Source organism: Actinopolymorpha sp. B9G3, from assembly GCF_040120725.1.
Classification (GTDB): Bacteria; Actinomycetota; Actinomycetes; order Propionibacteriales; family Actinopolymorphaceae; genus Thermasporomyces.
The window spans coordinates 156,392-172,958 of the sequence record NZ_JBEEAB010000006.1; the positions used below are offsets into that span (position 1 = coordinate 156,392).

The 16,567-nt window shown below is 70.0% G+C and carries 14 protein-coding genes; 8 read left to right on the top strand and 6 right to left on the bottom strand.

All coding sequences use genetic code 11. The annotated features are described in order from the left end of the window. The first annotated feature begins 54 nt into the window (after positions 1-54). The 5 genes from ABNF93_RS13225 (at position 55) to ABNF93_RS13245 (ending at position 4,603) form a co-directional block, all read left to right on the top strand. Positions 55-828 (top strand): SDR family NAD(P)-dependent oxidoreductase, encoded by a 774-nt coding sequence (locus ABNF93_RS13225; protein WP_349328273.1) that lies wholly within the window; start codon positions 55-57, stop codon positions 826-828. A 249-nt stretch (positions 829-1,077) separates the two neighbouring features. After that, a complete protein-coding gene (locus tag ABNF93_RS13230) occupies positions 1,078-2,013 on the top strand; it encodes a M23 family metallopeptidase (RefSeq protein ID WP_349328274.1) in 936 nt (311 codons plus the stop codon). Between the two features lie 363 nt (positions 2,014-2,376). Continuing rightward, the gene (gene pyrE / locus ABNF93_RS13235; protein WP_349328477.1) at positions 2,377-2,904 is read left to right on the top strand and encodes an orotate phosphoribosyltransferase; all 528 of its coding nucleotides are present in this window, start codon (positions 2,377-2,379) and stop codon (positions 2,902-2,904) included. Positions 2,905-3,010: 106 nt separating this feature from the next. Next, positions 3,011-3,703: a hypothetical protein gene (locus tag ABNF93_RS13240; protein ID WP_349328275.1), complete on the top strand. Its 693-nt coding sequence runs from the start codon at positions 3,011-3,013 to the stop codon at positions 3,701-3,703. A gap of 213 nt (positions 3,704-3,916) precedes the next feature. Beyond that, a complete protein-coding gene (locus ABNF93_RS13245) occupies positions 3,917-4,603 on the top strand; it encodes a LemA family protein (RefSeq protein WP_349328276.1) in 687 nt (228 codons plus the stop codon). Positions 4,604-4,665: 62 nt separating this feature from the next. On the opposite strand, the gene ABNF93_RS13250 is transcribed toward ABNF93_RS13245, so the two are convergent. Continuing rightward, positions 4,666-5,364 (bottom strand): DedA family protein, encoded by a 699-nt coding sequence (locus ABNF93_RS13250; RefSeq protein WP_349328277.1) that lies wholly within the window; start codon positions 5,362-5,364, stop codon positions 4,666-4,668. A 168-nt stretch (positions 5,365-5,532) separates the two neighbouring features. On the opposite strand from ABNF93_RS13250, the gene ABNF93_RS13255 reads away from it, so the two are divergent. Next, positions 5,533-6,213: a TrmH family RNA methyltransferase gene (locus tag ABNF93_RS13255; RefSeq protein WP_502877582.1), complete on the top strand. Its 681-nt coding sequence runs from the start codon at positions 5,533-5,535 to the stop codon at positions 6,211-6,213. A 78-nt stretch (positions 6,214-6,291) separates the two neighbouring features. Here the strand turns inward: ABNF93_RS13255 and ABNF93_RS13260 are convergent, their stop codons facing one another. The 3 genes from ABNF93_RS13260 to ABNF93_RS13270 form a co-directional block, all read right to left on the bottom strand. Next, the gene (locus ABNF93_RS13260) at positions 6,292-7,032 is read right to left on the bottom strand and encodes an HAD-IIA family hydrolase (RefSeq protein WP_349328478.1); all 741 of its coding nucleotides are present in this window, start codon (positions 7,030-7,032) and stop codon (positions 6,292-6,294) included. Positions 7,033-7,815: 783 nt separating this feature from the next. Continuing rightward, on the bottom strand, positions 7,816-8,736 hold the full coding sequence (locus ABNF93_RS13265) for a ribosomal RNA small subunit methyltransferase A (protein ID WP_349328279.1): 921 nt from the start codon (positions 8,734-8,736) through the stop codon (positions 7,816-7,818). A gap of 295 nt (positions 8,737-9,031) precedes the next feature. Then, positions 9,032-10,075, bottom strand: coding sequence for an SIS domain-containing protein (locus ABNF93_RS13270; protein ID WP_349328280.1), 1,044 nt, complete (start codon positions 10,073-10,075; stop codon positions 9,032-9,034). A gap of 322 nt (positions 10,076-10,397) precedes the next feature. On the opposite strand from ABNF93_RS13270, the gene ABNF93_RS13275 reads away from it, so the two are divergent. Continuing rightward, positions 10,398-11,165: a GntR family transcriptional regulator gene (locus ABNF93_RS13275; RefSeq protein WP_349328281.1), complete on the top strand. Its 768-nt coding sequence runs from the start codon at positions 10,398-10,400 to the stop codon at positions 11,163-11,165. Between the two features lie 297 nt (positions 11,166-11,462). Then, on the top strand, positions 11,463-12,491 hold the full coding sequence (gene fbaA, locus ABNF93_RS13280) for a class II fructose-bisphosphate aldolase (protein WP_349328282.1): 1,029 nt from the start codon (positions 11,463-11,465) through the stop codon (positions 12,489-12,491). Positions 12,492-13,063: 572 nt separating this feature from the next. On the opposite strand, the gene ABNF93_RS13285 is transcribed toward fbaA, so the two are convergent. Then, positions 13,064-14,884, bottom strand: coding sequence for a vWA domain-containing protein (locus ABNF93_RS13285; RefSeq protein ID WP_349328283.1), 1,821 nt, complete (start codon positions 14,882-14,884; stop codon positions 13,064-13,066). A gap of 76 nt (positions 14,885-14,960) precedes the next feature. Continuing rightward, a complete protein-coding gene (locus ABNF93_RS13290) occupies positions 14,961-16,505 on the bottom strand; it encodes an ankyrin repeat domain-containing protein (RefSeq protein WP_349328284.1) in 1,545 nt (514 codons plus the stop codon). Positions 16,506-16,567 lie beyond the last annotated feature (62 nt).

Sequence of the window (16,567 nt, forward strand, 5' to 3'; positions counted from 1 at the left end):
CAACCCGCAGGGCAGGCGGCTCCTCCTGGAATTGGCCATCTAGGCTGCCTCCTCATGCCGACCGCCCTGATCACCGGACCTACCTCAGGTATCGGCCGAGCCTACGCAGAGGCCCTCGCCCGCCGCGGCTACGACCTCGTGCTGGTGGCTCGCGACGTCGCCCGGCTCGGCTCCGTCGCCGAGACGCTCAGCACCGCACACGGGATCAGCTGCGAGATCCTGCCCGCCGACCTCGCCGACGCCGCTGCTCTGCGTACGGTCGAGGAGCGCCTGTCCGTTGGCGAGCCCGCCATCGACCTGCTCGTCAACAATGCCGGCTTCACCCTCGCCAGCACCATCGTCGCCGGCCCGGTCGAGGACGAGGAGCGGCTGCTCGACGTCCACGTCCGGGCCGTGCTGCGGCTCACGATGGCGGCCCTCCCGGGAATGGTCGAGCGGCGGACCGGCGCGGTGGTCAACATCTCCAGCATCGCCAGCTTCGTGCCGTACGGCACGTACGGCGCGGTGAAAGCGTGGGTGACGAGCTTCAGTGAAGGGCTCGCGGCTGAGCTCATCGGCACCGGCGTCCGGGTGCTTGCCGTGTGTCCGGGCTACGTCCGTACGGAGTTCCATGACCGCTCCGGCGTGCGGGTGCACGGCCTGCCCGGCTGGATGTGGCTCCAGCCGGAGGAGATCGTGGAGCCGACGCTGCGGCATCTTGAGGCCGGGCGTACGTCCCCGGTGCTGATCCCGACGCTGCGCTACCGGGTGCTGGCGACGGCGAGCCGCCACAGCCCGCGTGTCCTGGTACGCCGGTTCGCTCGTGCATTGCGGATGCGCCGCCGGTAGAACCGCCCGGTGGGTGCCGCAGGTGGGATGCGGCGGGCGGAGGCGGCGGGAACCCGCACGGGAACGCCGCCCGTACGAACCACAGAGGCGCGCGACGCGTAGGGGCCTGTAAGAGATGGGTGGCGCGAACCGTCCGGCAAGGTCGGGCGCGAAGACCGCCAGGGCGTACTGCGGGAACGGGAAGCGCCACCTGGGTCGTTCCACCCATGATCATGAAAGGTAACGGGCCTATGGAGCCACGAATCCTTCATGATCACGAACATGATCATGGGGCAGGCGCGAGTGGGAGCGGGGCTGGGCGTGATGGGCGAACGCAAGCGGGACGCCCCGCAAGATCGGCCGCCGGCTTTCAGACAAACCCATTACGCACCACCCAGGCAGGACCAGTACGACGCCGCAGGGCCGAACGCCGTCACACAGCAACACCAAGTCGCACCGCAACACCAGGTCGCACCGCAACACCAGGTCTCACGGCAACACCAGGTCGCACCGCAACGCCAGGTCGCGCGGGAATACCGGGGCGAGGGCGCGAGCCAGTATGAGGGTCGAGCCATCTGGCAGGACCGGCGGAGCAGTGCGACCCGGCAGGGCCGGCGCGGGGCCGCGCTCGCGATCGTTCTCGCAGTCCTCACCGGGATCGTCGCTTTCGCCTGGGCCGCTGATCGTTGGTTCGGTGTGAGTGGCGCCTTCGGGCCGATCCCCGGTCTGAGCGTCGACGAGCCGGGGCCCCGACCGGGTTTCGCCCTCCCGTTCGCCTGCGGCCAGCGGTGGCGGCTCAGTACATATCGCGGGCACAATCCCGACGACGCGAAGATCGACATGTTCCGCATGGACGGGGCCACCCAGGGCGCCGTTGTCCGCGCCTCCGCCTCCGGCGAGGTGCGCCAGCTGGTCCGCCCGGGCGGAGTGAAGATCGACCACGGCGGCCGGTGGTACACGCTGTACCTGCACATGGACGACATCTCCGTCAGCCCCGGCGACGAGGTGAGCCGGGGGCAGCCGATCGGGCGAGTGGGTGCGGTGGGCACGCAGGCCGCACACCTGCACTACGAACAACTCTTCGACGAGAACGGCGACGGCAACGCGCGTCCGCCCGAGATCGTCCCGCCCGTCATCCAGGGCGCGGCTCGCCGACTCTCACCCGACGGACCGTTCCCGCTCGTACGCAGCACGAACGGCTGCTGACCACGCGGGCCATCACCGGTCTCGCAGCGCCTCGATGCGCCGTTCCACGCCCGGCACAGCTGCACTCGCACCACTCCCGGACGCCGCCGCGCCGCTCACCTGGCTCGCTCTGCGACGCCGGGCGACCATGATCATGCGCGGGAAGTCGGGGCGTTCTGCGGCAGAAAACACGCGAGACGCCGCGCATGATCATGGACGAGGCCCCTCGGCCCTCTAAGCTTCCTGGTCGTGTCCACTGCGTCCCGCCCCCACGCTTCCGAAGCCGTCCCTCACCACCCCGGCCCCGGGTCCGGTCCTGGTACCGACCCTGACCAGCGCGCACCCGGCTCAGATCCCGACGGTGACCGCGACCGGCTCCTCGTACTGATCAAGGCCCGCGCGATCGTCCACGAGCGGGTGGTCCTGTCCTCCGGTCGTACTGCCGACTACTACGTCGACCTCCGCCGGATCACCCTTGACGGCGCCGCCGCCCCGCTCGTCGGCCGGCAGATGCGCCACCTCACCGACGGCCTCGACTACGACGCGGTAGGGGGCCTCACCCTGGGCGCGGACCCGGTGGCCACCGCCATGCTGCACGCCGCCGCAGCCGAGGACCGTCGGCTCGACGCGTTCGTCGTACGCAAGTCCGAGAAGCAGCACGGCCTTCAGCGCCGGATCGAAGGCCCCGACGTCGCCGGGCGGCGCGTCCTCGCGGTCGAGGACACGTCCACGACCGGCAACTCCGTCCTCACCGCCGTCGAGGCACTCCGAGAGGCCGGCGCCGAGGTGGTCGCGGTCGCCGTCATCGTCGACCGCGACACCGGCGCGCGCCAGCGGGTCGAGGAGGCCGGACTCGAGTACCGGTACCTCTATGGCCTCACCGACCTCGGCCTGGCCACCGACCGACGCTGACCACCCGCCAGCACCGACCGGCCCACCAGCACTCACCGGGCCCACCAGCACTGACCGGCTCACGAGCGCGGATCGGCGATCGCCGGAACCGCAACGGGAGGCCCGCATGCAGATCGAGTCCGCCCTCATCGTCGTGCTGTTCGCCGCCGTTGCCGGCATCTTCTGGTACCTGCGCTGGAAGGCCGACCAGGAGCGCATGAGGGCCATGCAGAAGCTCGCCGCCGACCACGGCTGGACCTGGTACGAAGAGGACTCGCGGTTCGTCCGCGACGACAGCGGCACGCCGTTCGGACAGGGCCGGTCGCGACGCGCGGAGAACGTCCTTGTCGGCACCCATCGTGGCCGGCAGATCGTGGCGTACGACTACGAGTACAAAACCGACTCAGGCAGCGGCAACAACCGGAGCACCAAGACCCACGACTACGCCATCTGGCTGGTGACGCTGCCGCACCGGCTCCCCGACCTCGAGGTACGGCCGGAAGGCATCTTCGGCGGCCGCGTCGCCGGCGCGCTCGGGTTCGGCGACCTGGAGCTGGAGAGTGAGGCATTCAACCAGGCGTACCGGGTCGACTGCGACGACAAGCGCTACGGCACGGCCATGCTCCACCCCAGGATGATGGAGCTGCTGCTCACCGCCGCCGCGTCAGGCGCGGTCAGCTGGCGGATCGAGAGCGACGTCCTGGTCTGCTGGGAGCAGGATCGCGCCGATCCGGCGTCGATCGTGGCGCGCCTCGACCTGCTCGCCGACATCATCGAGCTGGTGCCCTCCTTCGCGTGGAAGGACTTCGGCTCCACCTGACCGGGCGCGGATCCCTGGGGCCGCGGGTCGGCAGGGGTGATGGCCTCGGGCGAGTGTGGGGGGCGGCGCTCGAAGCCGGACGGGCGAGGTCGACGCTCCATGGGAATGGACGGAACACAGCGTGACCGCACCACTGCCCGTACGCCACAGAACGTCCGCCAGCGGGCACTAGTATCCGCAGGTGCCAGCCAGTCGAGCAGCAGAGGATTCCTCGTGATCTGGATCATCGTCGCCGTCGCCGTGGTCGGGTTGCTCGTGATCAGCGGCATCGTTTCGTACAACCGCTTCATCAGCCAACGCAACCTCGTCCAGGAGTCGTGGCGACAGGTCGACGTCGAGCTGCACCGGCGCTACGACCTCGTTCCCAACCTCGTCGAGACCGTGAAGGCCTACGCCGCCCACGAGCGAGCGATCTTCGAGGAGGTGGCCCGGCTCCGCAATGCCGCCGTCGCCGGGGATGCCGGTCTCGTCGACAGGGCCCAACAGGAGTCGGCGCTGTCGGGCGCGTTGCGCCAACTGTTCGCCGTGGTCGAGAACTATCCGGTGCTCAAGGCCGACCAGAACTTCCTCGGCCTCCAGCAGCAGCTCGCCGAAACCGAGGACCGCATCGCGGCCGGCCGGCGGTTCTACAACGCCAACGTGCGGGGCTACAACACCCGGGTCGAGGCATTCCCGTCCAACCTCGTCGCGGCGCAGTTCCGGTTCGCGAAGGCGGAGTACTTCGAGGTCGAGGAGGCACAGGTCCGAGCGGCACCCGCGATCGACTTCGGCGGCTCCACCGCGTCCGGGGGTGCGGCGGGGTCTGGCCAGACGGCCGTCCCCGGAGCGCCGGGAACGACGCCGCCCCAGATGGGCCCGGGTCCCGGCTCCGGCGCCACGCCAGGAAGCCAGCCCACGTAGCCCCGCGGCCAACTCTCATCACGCACAGAGGCGTACGGAAGCCAACCGCACCGACGAAACCCTCAGCGGCGGTCGTGGAGCGAGGATGCCGGAGCCTCGCCGCTCTCCGATTTCGCGTTCTCTCGCCGGTTGTGGCTCCACGCCCGGAGGAACTCGACCCCGATCGGGATCACCGACACGAAGACGATCAGGATCAGCATCGCCTCGATGTTGTCCCGTACGAACGCGATCTGGCCCAGGAAGTACCCGAGCACCGTCACCCCGGCCCCCCACAGGATCCCGCCCACCGTGGTGTAGATGGCGTACCGACGGAAGTCCATCCGGCCCACGCCGGCAATGACGGTGATGAAGGTCCGCACGATGGGAACGAATCGCGCCAACACGATCGCCCGGGCGCCGTAGCGCTCGAAGAACGCGTGCGTCTTGTCGACGTACTCCCTCTTGAACAGTCGCGAGTCGGGCCGGTTGAAGATCGCCGGCCCCGCGCGGTAGCCGATGCCGTAGCCGACCAGGTTGCCGGCGCAGGCGGAGATGACGATCAGGACGCACACCAGCCACAACGGTGCATCGATCGAGCCGGTGGCGACCAGCAGGCCCGCCGTGAAGAGCAGGGAGTCACCGGGAAGGAAGAAGCCGATCAGCAGTCCGCACTCGGCGAACACGATGATCAGGACGCCGATCAGGGCGTAGGGCCCCAGCGAGTCGAGGATGTGTTGGGCATCGAGCCAGTCAGGGAGCAGGGCGAGATTCGTCGTCGACACCTGGCGAGCCTATCGGTGGCGCCTGTCCGGAGCTGCCCGCTCGGGGCATCTCGCCGCGTCGCGGCAGCCCTGGTCCAGGATGGGCAGGTGAGCTGTGAACATGACCCCGCTGCCGACGGCGGAGGACCGGCGGAGGCCCGTTCCATGATCATGAAGCCGGGCGGGGCCATGGAGCCTCCCAGCCTTCATGATCACGATCATGATCACGGGGCTCAGGCGGTTGTGGAGGACGACCTCCGCCTCGAGGTGGGTGTGGGACCGTGGCAGGGGGAGCGGCCGAGTGACCCGCGCTACGACCCCGACCTGCTCACCCATGGCGATCGGCGCAACGTCGTCGACCGGTACCGCTACTGGCGTCGGGAGGCCGTGGTCGCCGACCTCGACGCGCGCCGGAACGACTTCCACGTCGCGATCGAGAACTGGCAGCACGACCTCAACATCGGCTCGGTCGTACGTACGGCCAACGCATTCCTGGCGCGGGAAGTGCACATCGTGGGGCGGCGGCGGTGGAACCGCCGGGGAGCAATGGTGACCGATCGTTACCAGCATGTCCGCCACCACCCCGACCCGGCCACGCTGGCAGCCTGGGCGCACGAGCAGGACCTGAGCGTCCTGGGTGTCGACAACCTGCCGGGCGCTGTGCCGCTGGAGACGTACGACCTGCCGCGCGCCTCCATCCTGCTCTTCGGCCAGGAAGGCCCAGGTCTCTCGCCCGATGCCCGGGCTGCCTGCGACGCCGTACTCTCCATCGCGCAGTACGGCTCCACCCGGTCCATCAACGCCGGTGCCGCAGCGGCGATCGCGATGCACGCATGGATCCGGCGTCATGCGTTCGACCAGAAACCGTGATCATGATCGTGATCGTGAAGGTTTTCCGGCGTATGGGCGACTTTCCTTCATGATCATGGAAGACGGGAGAGGCCGACGCTAGATCTCGTCGAGCAGGTCGGCGACGGAGTCGACCACCCGCGAGGGGCGGTACGGAAAGCGCTCGATCTCCTCGCGCCGCGTCACCCCGCTGAGGACGAGCACGGTACGCAGGCCCGCCTCTACCCCCGAGATGACGTCGGTGTCCATCCGGTCACCGATCATCGCCGTCGTCTCCGAGTGCGCCTCGAGCCGGTTGAGCGCGCTGCGCATCATCAGCGGGTTGGGCTTGCCGACGAAGTACGGATCGGCACCGGTGGCCTTCGTCATGAGTGCCGCCACCGCGCCGCAGGCCGGCAGTACGCCGGCCGGTGACGGTCCCACCGGGTCGGGGTTGGTGGCGATGAACCGCGCTCCATCCTTGATCAGCCGAATGGCCGTCGTGATGGTCGAGAAACTGTAGGTCCGGGTCTCGCCGAGCACGACGTAGTCGGGGTTGCGATCGGTCAGCACGTAGCCGATCCCGTGCAGGGCGGTGGTGAGTCCCGCCTCGCCGATGACGAACGCCGTACCTCCCGGCGACTGGTCCTCGAGAAACCTCGCTGTCGCCAGCGCGGAGGTCCAGATCGCCTCTTCGGGAACGTCCAAACCAGCCGAGCGAAGCCGGGCGCGCAGATCGCGCGGGGTGTAGATGGAGTTGTTGGTGAGGACCAGAAACTTCTTGTCCGACTCCCGTAGCCGCCGGACGAACTCGGCGGCGCCGGGGACCGGTTGGCCCTCGTGGACGAGTACGCCGTCCATGTCGGCCAGCCAGCACTCGATCGCCCTGCGTTCCGACACCCGCCAACCTCCGTACCGTGGCCGCGCCGCGCAGTGTCAACTCGGCAACCACCGTGCCGCACAACGCCCAGGGCTGCCACCGTAGCCGTTCGCCTCGGCCGGCACCCTGGCGGCGCCGTTCGCCAGCGGCGGCGGCGCCAACCTCAGCGGCTGGCACGAGCGGATCCGCCTCCGAATTCGCTCGTGCCAGCCCACCGGGCCGGCGGACGTCCCCCGAGTGTCGACCAGGCGGGCCGGAAAGCTGACGCGGCAACCAACCTCGCGATCAGCGGTCACCCCCCTCCTGTGACCGCTGACCCGTGAGGTCGTGCCGGGTGCATTCCAGCGCCGTGGACGCCTGGCGCACATGTCCGCCGCTCTACCCGGGTACTGCGACCGTCGGTGGAACGCCAAGGGCGCAAGGGTGTTTCGGGCCGAGGAAAGCCCGCCTTGACACCCACCTCTGGACGCAGCCGGGTGGCTGTGGTTCACCGGCCCGCCGGGACGGACCGTTGCAGGGATGAGACTAACGCGCACAGTAGTCATATCGAAACCCAGGGTGTCCGAATTCTTCGACAGCACCCCGGCGGGCCCGCGAAGCCTCGATCGGCAGAGAACGCACCAGCGGCACGAATCACCACAATCGTGCAGACGATCGAGACGATCGTTCGCCGGCGTCGAATCCCACGCTTCCCGAACCCGTGTTGCGCCGAGTGCGTCGCCGGCCTGCTCATCACCGGTGCCAGCCGGACGAGGAGTCGGATGTCACCACCTCCGCCGGGCGTTCAAGGAAGGTCCCCGCTCGAGCGACCGTGGAAGCGGCGGGTTCGGCAGGGTCGGGTCGGCGGCGATGCGGCGGGCGACGTCGGCCCACTGGGCAACGTCGATCTGCCCCGCCGCGGCCGTCGGCGGGAGCGAGGCGAGGGAGAGCAGACCGTTCACCCGTTTCTTCGGGACGACCGTGGCCAGGACCTCCCGGGTCGTACGACGAGGGTCCCGGTAGGCAGCCGCCAGCACACCGTGCAAGGCGCCGGCGACCGGTCGCCGCGCCATGCCCGGCCGCCTGCGTACCTCGAGATGCGCGCCGTCCACCGCCGGCGCGGGTGAGAAGGCCGCCGTCGGGATCTTGCGGACGATCCGGAGCTCGAACCGCCCACCCCACCAGGCCGTCTCGAGGTCACGCGGAATCCGCCTGGTCATGCGCTTCGCGAACCCCCACTCCACCACCAGGTCCGCCGCGTCGATGGCGGTCTGAGCGGGATCGAGAAGTCGGCGGAACAAGCCGGTCGACAGTGCGTACGGGATCGAGGCCACCACCTGGAATGCCTTCCTGGGAAAGGGGACCACCCGCAGGTCGGCTTCGACGACGCGGACGTTCGGGCAGTCGCCGAACCTCTTGTGGAGGCGGGCCACGAAGCCGGCCTCGCGTTCGATGGCGAGTACCCGGGCTCCCGTCTCGGCCAACGGAGCGGTCAGCGTGCCCGGGCCGGCGCCGAGGTCGAGCACCAGGTGGTCGGGACCCAATGCCGCCGATGACACCACGCCATCGATGATCGAGCCCGAACGCAGCAGATGGATACCGTGCCAGTTGCCGCCACGCGAACCCGCGTGCCGGTGGGCGCCGGTGGTGCGACTACTCGGCGGGACCCGGTGGGAGCGGCCGGTGTGGTAGGGGCGGGCAGGCATGAAGACCTCCTCGAGTGGCATGCGGACAGGGCATGAAGAAGCCCCACCGAGATCACTCGGGAAGGTCGTACGGAAATGATGTGCGTCAGTCGCCGCGCTCAGCGCGGCGGAGGAATATCACGCACTCCGCGCGGCGTCCTGGACGGCAGCGCGGATGCAGGGTCCGGTCAGACCCTCACCGGGCGTCGGTGAGGCGTTCTGACCGCAGACGAATGAAGAAAGCGCACATCACGCTTTATCGTAACCGGCCCGCGCGTCAGGATCCCCACACCCCAAGCCACCGCGAAGAGGAACGTCAGGTGGCGTCGGTCTGGGTGATCTTGGACAGGCCGCGCGGCGAGTCAGGATCGAGCCCGAGCTGGCGGGCGAGCGCCTCGACGATGAGTTGCCCGGGTACGACGGTGGCGAGCGGGGCCACCGGCTCCGGCAGGTCCGGCCCGGGTACCCACAGCGCGCAGGACTCGGCGAAGGTCGCGTTCCCGCCGATCCCGATGGTGCGGGCCCCACGTTCCCGCAGGTCCACGGCGACCTCGGTGAGCCCGCCCACGACCGGACCGTCAGGTGCCGCCACCACGATCGCCGCCACATCGGCGTCGACGACCGCGATCGGGCCGTGCCGGAGGTCGGCGTACGACAGTCCACGCACCGGCCGCAGACAGGTCTCCTCCAGTTTGAGCGCGACCTCGAGCGCGGTGCCGAAGAGCAGGCCGCGACCGGAGACCAGCGTCTCCGCGGACGAGACCAGCGACTTGGCGGCCTCGTCGACGCCGGTACGCAGCTCGACCAGCCGGGCCATCTCGCCCGGCACCCGTGCCAGATGTGCGTCGAGCGCCGTGGGATCGGGCGCGAGCGCGGTCGCGAGCACCGCCATCGCGGCGAGCTGCGTCGTGTAGGTCTTGGTCGCCGGGACGGCGCGTTCCTCGCCGGCATGTGTCTCGAGGGTCAGGTCGGCAGCCCGCGCGAGAGCGCTCCCTCCCTCGTTCGTCACCGCGACGGTCCGGGCGCCGCGGGAGGTCGCCCATTCCAGGGTCTCGACGATCTCCCGGGTCTCGCCCGACTGGGAGACGCACACGACGAGGGCGTCGGTGAGGTCGACCTCGGCGTGGTAATGGGTGGCGACACTCGGCGCCGCGAGGCCGGCCATCCGGTGGGCGTGGATCTCGACGAGGTACCGCCCGTAGACACAGGCGTTGTCCGACGATCCACGCGCGACGAACAGGATGTGCCGCGTCCCCGCGGCAAGCCGGGCCAGGTCGCCCCGGAGCGGACGCAGGACGTCCAGGGTGCGCGCGACGGCGTCCGGCTGCTCGCCGATCTCCCGGGCCATCTGGGTGGTCATACCAACGCCTTTCGAGTGGTCCGGCATCCCTCGCGTGACAAGATGCGTCCGTACATGCCTGGGCGGACGATAACCGGGCACACTTCTCGGAGCGAGGACGCCCCTGCGACAGCGGACTGCCGGCAGCTGCCGGCGACCAGTGCCGGGTGGCAGGGCCGGGTGGCAGGGCCGGCTGGCGGCCTCGGGTGGCAGCGCCGGGTGGCAGGGCCGGGTGACAGGGCCGGGTGACAGGGCCGGCTGGCGGCCTCGGGTGGCAGCGCCGGCTGGAAACGCCGGGGGCACCCTGATCGACGAGCCGGGCAGCCGGCAGGAGGAGTCAACCGTGGGTGACCGGCCGCGCGTCGTCACCGACGGGCCCGTGCCCAAGCATCTCCAGCTCCGGCACATCCTCGAAACGCTCATCACCGAAGACCTCACCTCCGACGCACCGATCCCGTCCGAGCGTGAGCTGATGGCCAGCTACCACGTCTCCCGGCTGACGGTGCGCGAAGCGATCGGGCAGCTGGTGGCGGAGGGTCGGCTCTATCGCGTACGCGGGAAGGGGACGTTCGTCGCGGCACCCCGGGTCGACTCCATGCTGGAGCTCACGTCGTTCACCGAGGACATGCGCCGACGCGGCCATGAACCCTCGACGGTCGTGCTCCGCTCGGTCGAGCTCGTCCCGCCGGTCGCGATCCGCCAGGCGCTCGGGCTGTCGGCGAGCCAGCAGGCGTACCGGATCGAGCGGCTGCGGATCGCCGACGGCATCCCGATGGCCTTGGAGAACGGGTGGTACGTCGCGGAACCGGCACCCGGGTTGCTCGACCGGGACCTGTCGGAGTCGCTGTACGGCATCCTGGCTCGTTCGTACGGCGTGGTGATCGACGCGGCCAAGCAGACCCTGCGGTCGGAGATCGCCGACGCCCAGACCGCGCGGATCCTGGGGGTGGCGGCCGGGTCGCCGCTGCTGGTGCTGGATCGTACGTCGACCGCCGGCGGGCGGCCGGTCGAGCGGATCACGTCGTGGTACCGCGGTGATCGCTACCAGGTCCACATCGACCTCGCCCGGGCGAGTGACGCCGGCCAGGTGCCCTGGCTGCGCCCGCGCTGAGCGTGCCGCCGGTATGAGCGGTGCTCGACCATGAGCCGTGGCCGACCATGAGCCGTGGCCGACCATGAGCGCTGGCCAACGATGAGCGATGGCCGACGATGATCATGCGGCAGAGTTGGCGGTTCCGGCAGCCGAATTGCCGCCATTCGTGACGCATGACCATGGTCGCCTTGTCGGAGCTGTCTTGCCAGCGGCGGAGCCGGTCGTCGAGCACGGCGAGGGCGAGAAACGTCTGACCAGTGGGCTCGGGGATACTTGGAGTGACGCGAGGATCGATGAACCATCCGAGGAGCGCCCATGCCTATCGCCACTCCCGAGGTCTACGCCGAGATGCTCGACCGCGCCAAGGAGGGCGCGTTCGCATACCCGGCCATCAACGTGACCTCCTCGCAGACACTCAACGCCGCGCTTCGCGGGTTCGCCGAAGCCGAGAGCGACGGGATCGTGCAGGTCTCGACCGGCGGGGCGGAGTTCCTGTCGGGCGCCACGATCAAGGACATGGTGACCGGGTCGGCCGCCTTCGCCGCGTACGCCCGCGAAGTCGCCAAGAACTACCCCGTCAACATCGCCTTGCACACCGACCACTGCCCGAAGAACAAGCTCGACGGCTTCGTCCGGCCGCTGCTCGAGATCTCGGCGGAGCGGGTGGCCCGGGGCGAGGACCCGCTGTTCCAGTCGCACATGTGGGACGGGTCGGCCGTGCCCCTGGAGGAGAACCTCGAGATCGCGAAAGACCTGCTGGCGAAGGCGTCCGCGGCCAGGATCATCCTGGAGATCGAGGTCGGCGTCGTCGGCGGTGAGGAGGACGGCATCGTCGGCGCGATCGACGAGAAGCTCTACACCACGCCCGGCGACGGTCTGCGTACCGCCGAGGTGCTCGGTCTCGGTGAGCAGGGCCGCTACATCACGGCGCTGACGTTCGGCAACGTGCACGGTGTCTACAAGCCGGGCAACGTCAAGCTGCGTCCGGAGATCCTTAAGGACATCCAGGACGAGGTGGGGGCGAAGTTCGGCAGGGAGAAGCCGTTCTCCCTGGTCTTCCACGGCGGGTCCGGGTCGCTGCTGTCGGAGATCCGGTCCGCGCTCGACTACGGCGTGGTCAAGATGAACATCGACACCGACACGCAGTACGCCTTCACCCGCGCCGTCGCCGACCACATGTTCAAGAACTACGACGGCGTGCTCAAGGTCGACGGCGAGGTCGGCGACAAGAAGGTGTACGACCCGCGCTCCTACGGCAAGGCTGCCGAAGCGTCGATGGCGAAGCGGGTCGCGGATGCCTGCGAGGCCCTGCGTTCGACGGGTACGACCCTGGCGAAGAACTAGGACTCCGACTCCGCCCGAGCGCGGGATCGCCCTGAGCGCGGGTTGGCCCACGGGCTCGCCGCCCTGGCAGGCGGTTCGCTTGGGTGAATGACCACGCTGCCCATGCCGGTGATCTCCGGACAGGCGCCGATGCCTGTTCCAGGTACCAGAAGCCTGCTCAGCGTGGTCATTCACCGACGAGACGGGCCCCGGATGCCCGATTCACGGAAAATCGTGACTGTTCGTACGCGGCAAGCGCTTGCCGCTACCAAGGGTGGTGTCCGAATCTGGCCTCGATTACCTGGAACTCCCGCTGAGACACGTATTGCGAGGCCGTCCGGCGTACCACAAAACTTGCTCCAGCGGCGGCGCTCCGGACGAACCGTTCCACGGGACTCGATGAGGGGCGCTGCCGCGACCACTTTCTGGATCTCCCCGCCGGTGCCCGATACCGCGCAGCCGGGCCATGATGTGGCCATGGCAGCTGGTTGGACCTGCCCCGAGTGCGAGCGCCGCTTCGGACGCCGACTTACGCGGCTGGCTCACCGAGGCCTACTTCGCCTCACTCACCTGATCGGCCGGCGCCACCAGGGCTAGATCAGTTCGCCCGCGCGATGGATGAGGCCGGCGAGGGTCGCGGCGTCCGGATCCTCGGTCGCCGCCGCCAGAGCGTCGGCCTCAGCCGCGAGCTGCTGCCACGACACCAGCTCGGGTACGGACGGACCCGGCAGCGGGTGACCCGGCGGAACGTCGCCGCCCACCCCGCCATGGCCGCCCAACCCGTCACCGCGACCGTCGAAGCCGGCCCCGCCGCCATCCAGCGCGCCGTCCGGCTCGACGTCGCCACGGTCGTACACCACACCTCCACCGCAGCCATAGACGTACTCCCGGCCCGACCCGACCACTCCGTAGCCGGCACCGCGCAGACATACTGCGAACGTCGCGGCTACGTAGTCGAGCCGGAGTCGGGTGGACGCGGCGGCGTACGGCAGATCCAGGTCGGCGACGGACACCACCGACTGCGCCTCGTCAGCGGCACCGGTCCGCGGCGAAAGCCACCGCGCGGTGGCGGTCGCGACCTCCCCGTGCGCACCGGGCCGGAGGTTCACGACGTAGAGCGCGGTCACGCTGTGCCCCGGACCCACCTCGCCCCCGTCGACGACGTCGTTGCGGAAGTCCTGGTCGGCGACGGCGCGGTTCTCGAAGCCGATGAGCTGGTAGCCGGCAACGTTCTCCGGGTTGAACGCCACCTGCGCCTTCGCATCGCGGGCGCGCACCGAGAGGGTCCCGGGCAGCCGGTCGACGAAGAGCCGCCGGGCCTGCTCCACCTGCGAGACGTAGACCGCGAACCCCTCGCCGTTGTCGGCGAGCTGCTCCATCAGCTGGTCGCCGTACTCCCGGCCCACGCCGACGCAGAGCAGCGCGATGTCCTTGCCGGCGCTCTCGCGTACCTGCGCCAGGATCCCTTCGTGGGTGACGTTCCCGGTGTTGGCGAGGCCGTCGGACAGCAGGATCACCCGGTTGGCGACGCCCTCTCCGAACCCGTCGCGCGCCACCCGGTAGCCCGCGACGAGGCCGGCCTCGAGGTTCGTGCTGTCCTCCGGCGCGAGCTGGTCGACGGCCTGGTGCAGGTCGGCCCGCTCCCACACCGGCGTCATCTCCTGGATCACCCGGGCCTGCGTCGAGTAGGCGACGATGGCTACGGCGTCCGAGGGCCGGAGCTGGTCGATGAGCGTGTGCAGGGCGTCCTGGACGAGGTCGAGCCGCCCGGGTTCGCGCATCGATCCGGAGACGTCGACGACGAAGGTGAGGTGGGCGTTCGGCCGCGTTCCGTACCGCTCCGCGCGGGTCTGCAGCCCCACCCGCATCAGCCGGGTGTCGGTCGCGACGATGCCGCCGTTGTCGACCCTCGGCCCACCCCACGCCGGCAGTCGGAACCCGTCGGTGTGGACGCCGATGCCGTCGCCCGTGGGCTGCGGATAGTCCTGGGCGAACGCGTTGATGAACTCCTCCGGCCGTACCTGCGCCGGATCGGGGAGCGACCCGTCCGAGAGCACCCGGCGGGCGTAGTCGTAGGACGCGGTGTCGACGTCGAGCCCGAACGTCGACAGGTTGTCGTCGTACGGACGGAGAGCGCGGGAGTCGACGGCGGCGTCGCCGTCGGCACGGAGCCCGCTCTCGGGTGCGGCGCCACCCTGCGGAGCCATGGGGGCGGCGCCGGAGTTTCCGTCGTACGCGGAACCACCGCCGGGCGCGCTCTTGCCCGCCTCGCCTGGAGCCGCCCGCTCCCGCCCTTCGCTTCCGGCGGCGCCAGGCGCGGTATCGCCGGAGCAACCGGCGAGCAGGAGCAGGGCGGCACTGGCGGTGACGGCGATCGCGGTACGTAGCTGGGTCACGGCGGGATGTCCCTTCACGCGGGAATGCGATGTGCCGAGGGACGCGCTACCCCCGCCGGACGTTGCCCGCGGGCCCGATTCGCTTCACCCGTCGTCAGTCGCCGGCGGCCCCGCGCGCGACCAGAACCGCGCGTACGGCGTCCGAACCCCGGGCCTGTTCGGGAACCGGCGCGCCCGCGTCGAGCAACAGTTCCACGGTGCGCGGGTAGTCGCCGTGGCGTACCTCCTCCACCGTGCGCATCGAGGGTCCGCCGTGCGGGTCGTGGCAGTTCTCGGACCCGTGGCAGGCCATCTGCACGGAGTTGGAGTGGTACGTCGAATCCACCGCCGCAGGATCCGCGCCTGCCGCCAACAGCAGCTCGACCGCATCGGCCTGGCCACACCACGCGGCCCGTTGCAGCGCCGTCATGACGCCGTCCGGGGCGGCGTCGACGTGAGCTCCCGCGGCCAGTAGGTGCCGCAACAGCGAGACGTTGTTCGCCTGTGCGGCGTTCCGCAACACGTCTGGGTGCGGTTGTACGCCGGCCTCCGGCGACTTCGCACCAGACAGCAACGCAGCGACGGCGCGGTCGTCGTCGCTGGCCAGGGACTCGTCGGCACCGTGGGCGAGCAACAGGTCCACCTGGTCCATCCGCCCGTTGCGGAGTGCCTTGCGAAGGTGCGCGCCGGACTGGTGGTTCGGGTCGGCGCCGTGGGTGAGGAAGAGCTCCACCATGGCAAGGTTGTCGAAGTCCAGTGCCCTGCCCAGGCAGTACGACACCTTCTCCGGGTCCGGTCCGGCATCCAGGAGCAGCCGGGCGCAGGTGATGTCGGTGAACTCCGCCGCGTGGTAGACGGCCTCGTTGCCGCCGTTCTCGTCCGGGTCCGCTCCGGCATCGAGCAGCATCGCCGTGAGTTCGGCGTTGTTGGCGATCCCGGCGGCGGCGTAGAGCGGTACCTGCAGGTGCCCGTGGTCATCGGTGTAGCCGGCGTCCGGATCGGCACCGGCGTCGAGAAGGAGCCGGGCGACGGCGACGATCCGGGCCTCGCGGTCATGATCGGCCTGGCGTGAGTCGGTGCGGAGGAAGCGGGAGAAGCAGGCGTACGTCAGGGGCGGCCAGTCCGACGGCGCAGTCCTGCGGCTGGCGGCTCCAGGGTCGCGGTCAAGCCGGCGGCGTACCTCGTCGACCTCGCCTGTGACGCACGCGGCCGCGAGATCGTGGCGGGCGAGCTCGGGATCGGCGTCGAGCAGGGTACGGGCCGTGCGGATGTCCGAGGAGCACGCCGACCGCACGAGCATCGCGGCACGCTGGTCGAGATCGAGCGCGCGGGTCTCCACGTAGGTCTTGAGGCGCGGCCAGGACGCGAACCCGTGCTCACGCGCAACGGCCAGCTGGGCCTCGGCGAGCTGAGCGAACTCGCCGTCTCGCCGGCGCTTCTTGGCCTCGTCACGCAGCCTGCGCAGGTCCGGCCGCGGAGGCAGCGTACGAAGAGGCCGCGGCGCGGCGGACGGCGGCTGCGACGAGTGGTCGGAGCCTTGGTCAGGGCCACGGCCATCAGGACCACGGCCATCAGGGCCACGGCGATCGGGGCGAGGGCCATCAGGGCCGGGGTGATCGGAGTCAGGGCGATCGGAGTCAGGGCGAACGGGGTCAGACACGACGTGCTCCTTCACCGGCTCCGGGGGTCCGCACACCGAAACCGAGAAGCGTCGCAAGTCGA

Excerpts from the sequence above, each read along its gene's own strand:
- ABNF93_RS13225 (WP_349328273.1), top strand. The coding sequence starts at position 55 with ATGCCGACCGCCCTGATCACCGGACCTACCTCAGGTATCGGCCGAGCC.
- ABNF93_RS13230 (WP_349328274.1), top strand. The coding sequence starts at position 1,078 with ATGATCACGAACATGATCATGGGGCAGGCGCGAGTGGGAGCGGGGCTG.
- ABNF93_RS13240 (WP_349328275.1), top strand. The coding sequence starts at position 3,011 with ATGCAGATCGAGTCCGCCCTCATCGTCGTGCTGTTCGCCGCCGTTGCC.
- ABNF93_RS13255 (WP_502877582.1), top strand. The coding sequence starts at position 5,533 with ATGGAGCCTCCCAGCCTTCATGATCACGATCATGATCACGGGGCTCAG.
- ABNF93_RS13260 (WP_349328478.1), bottom strand. The coding sequence starts at position 7,032 with ATGGACGGCGTACTCGTCCACGAGGGCCAACCGGTCCCCGGCGCCGCC.
- ABNF93_RS13265 (WP_349328279.1), bottom strand. The coding sequence starts at position 8,736 with ATGCCTGCCCGCCCCTACCACACCGGCCGCTCCCACCGGGTCCCGCCG.
- ABNF93_RS13270 (WP_349328280.1), bottom strand. The coding sequence starts at position 10,075 with ATGACCACCCAGATGGCCCGGGAGATCGGCGAGCAGCCGGACGCCGTC.
- fbaA (WP_349328282.1), top strand. The coding sequence starts at position 11,463 with ATGCCTATCGCCACTCCCGAGGTCTACGCCGAGATGCTCGACCGCGCC.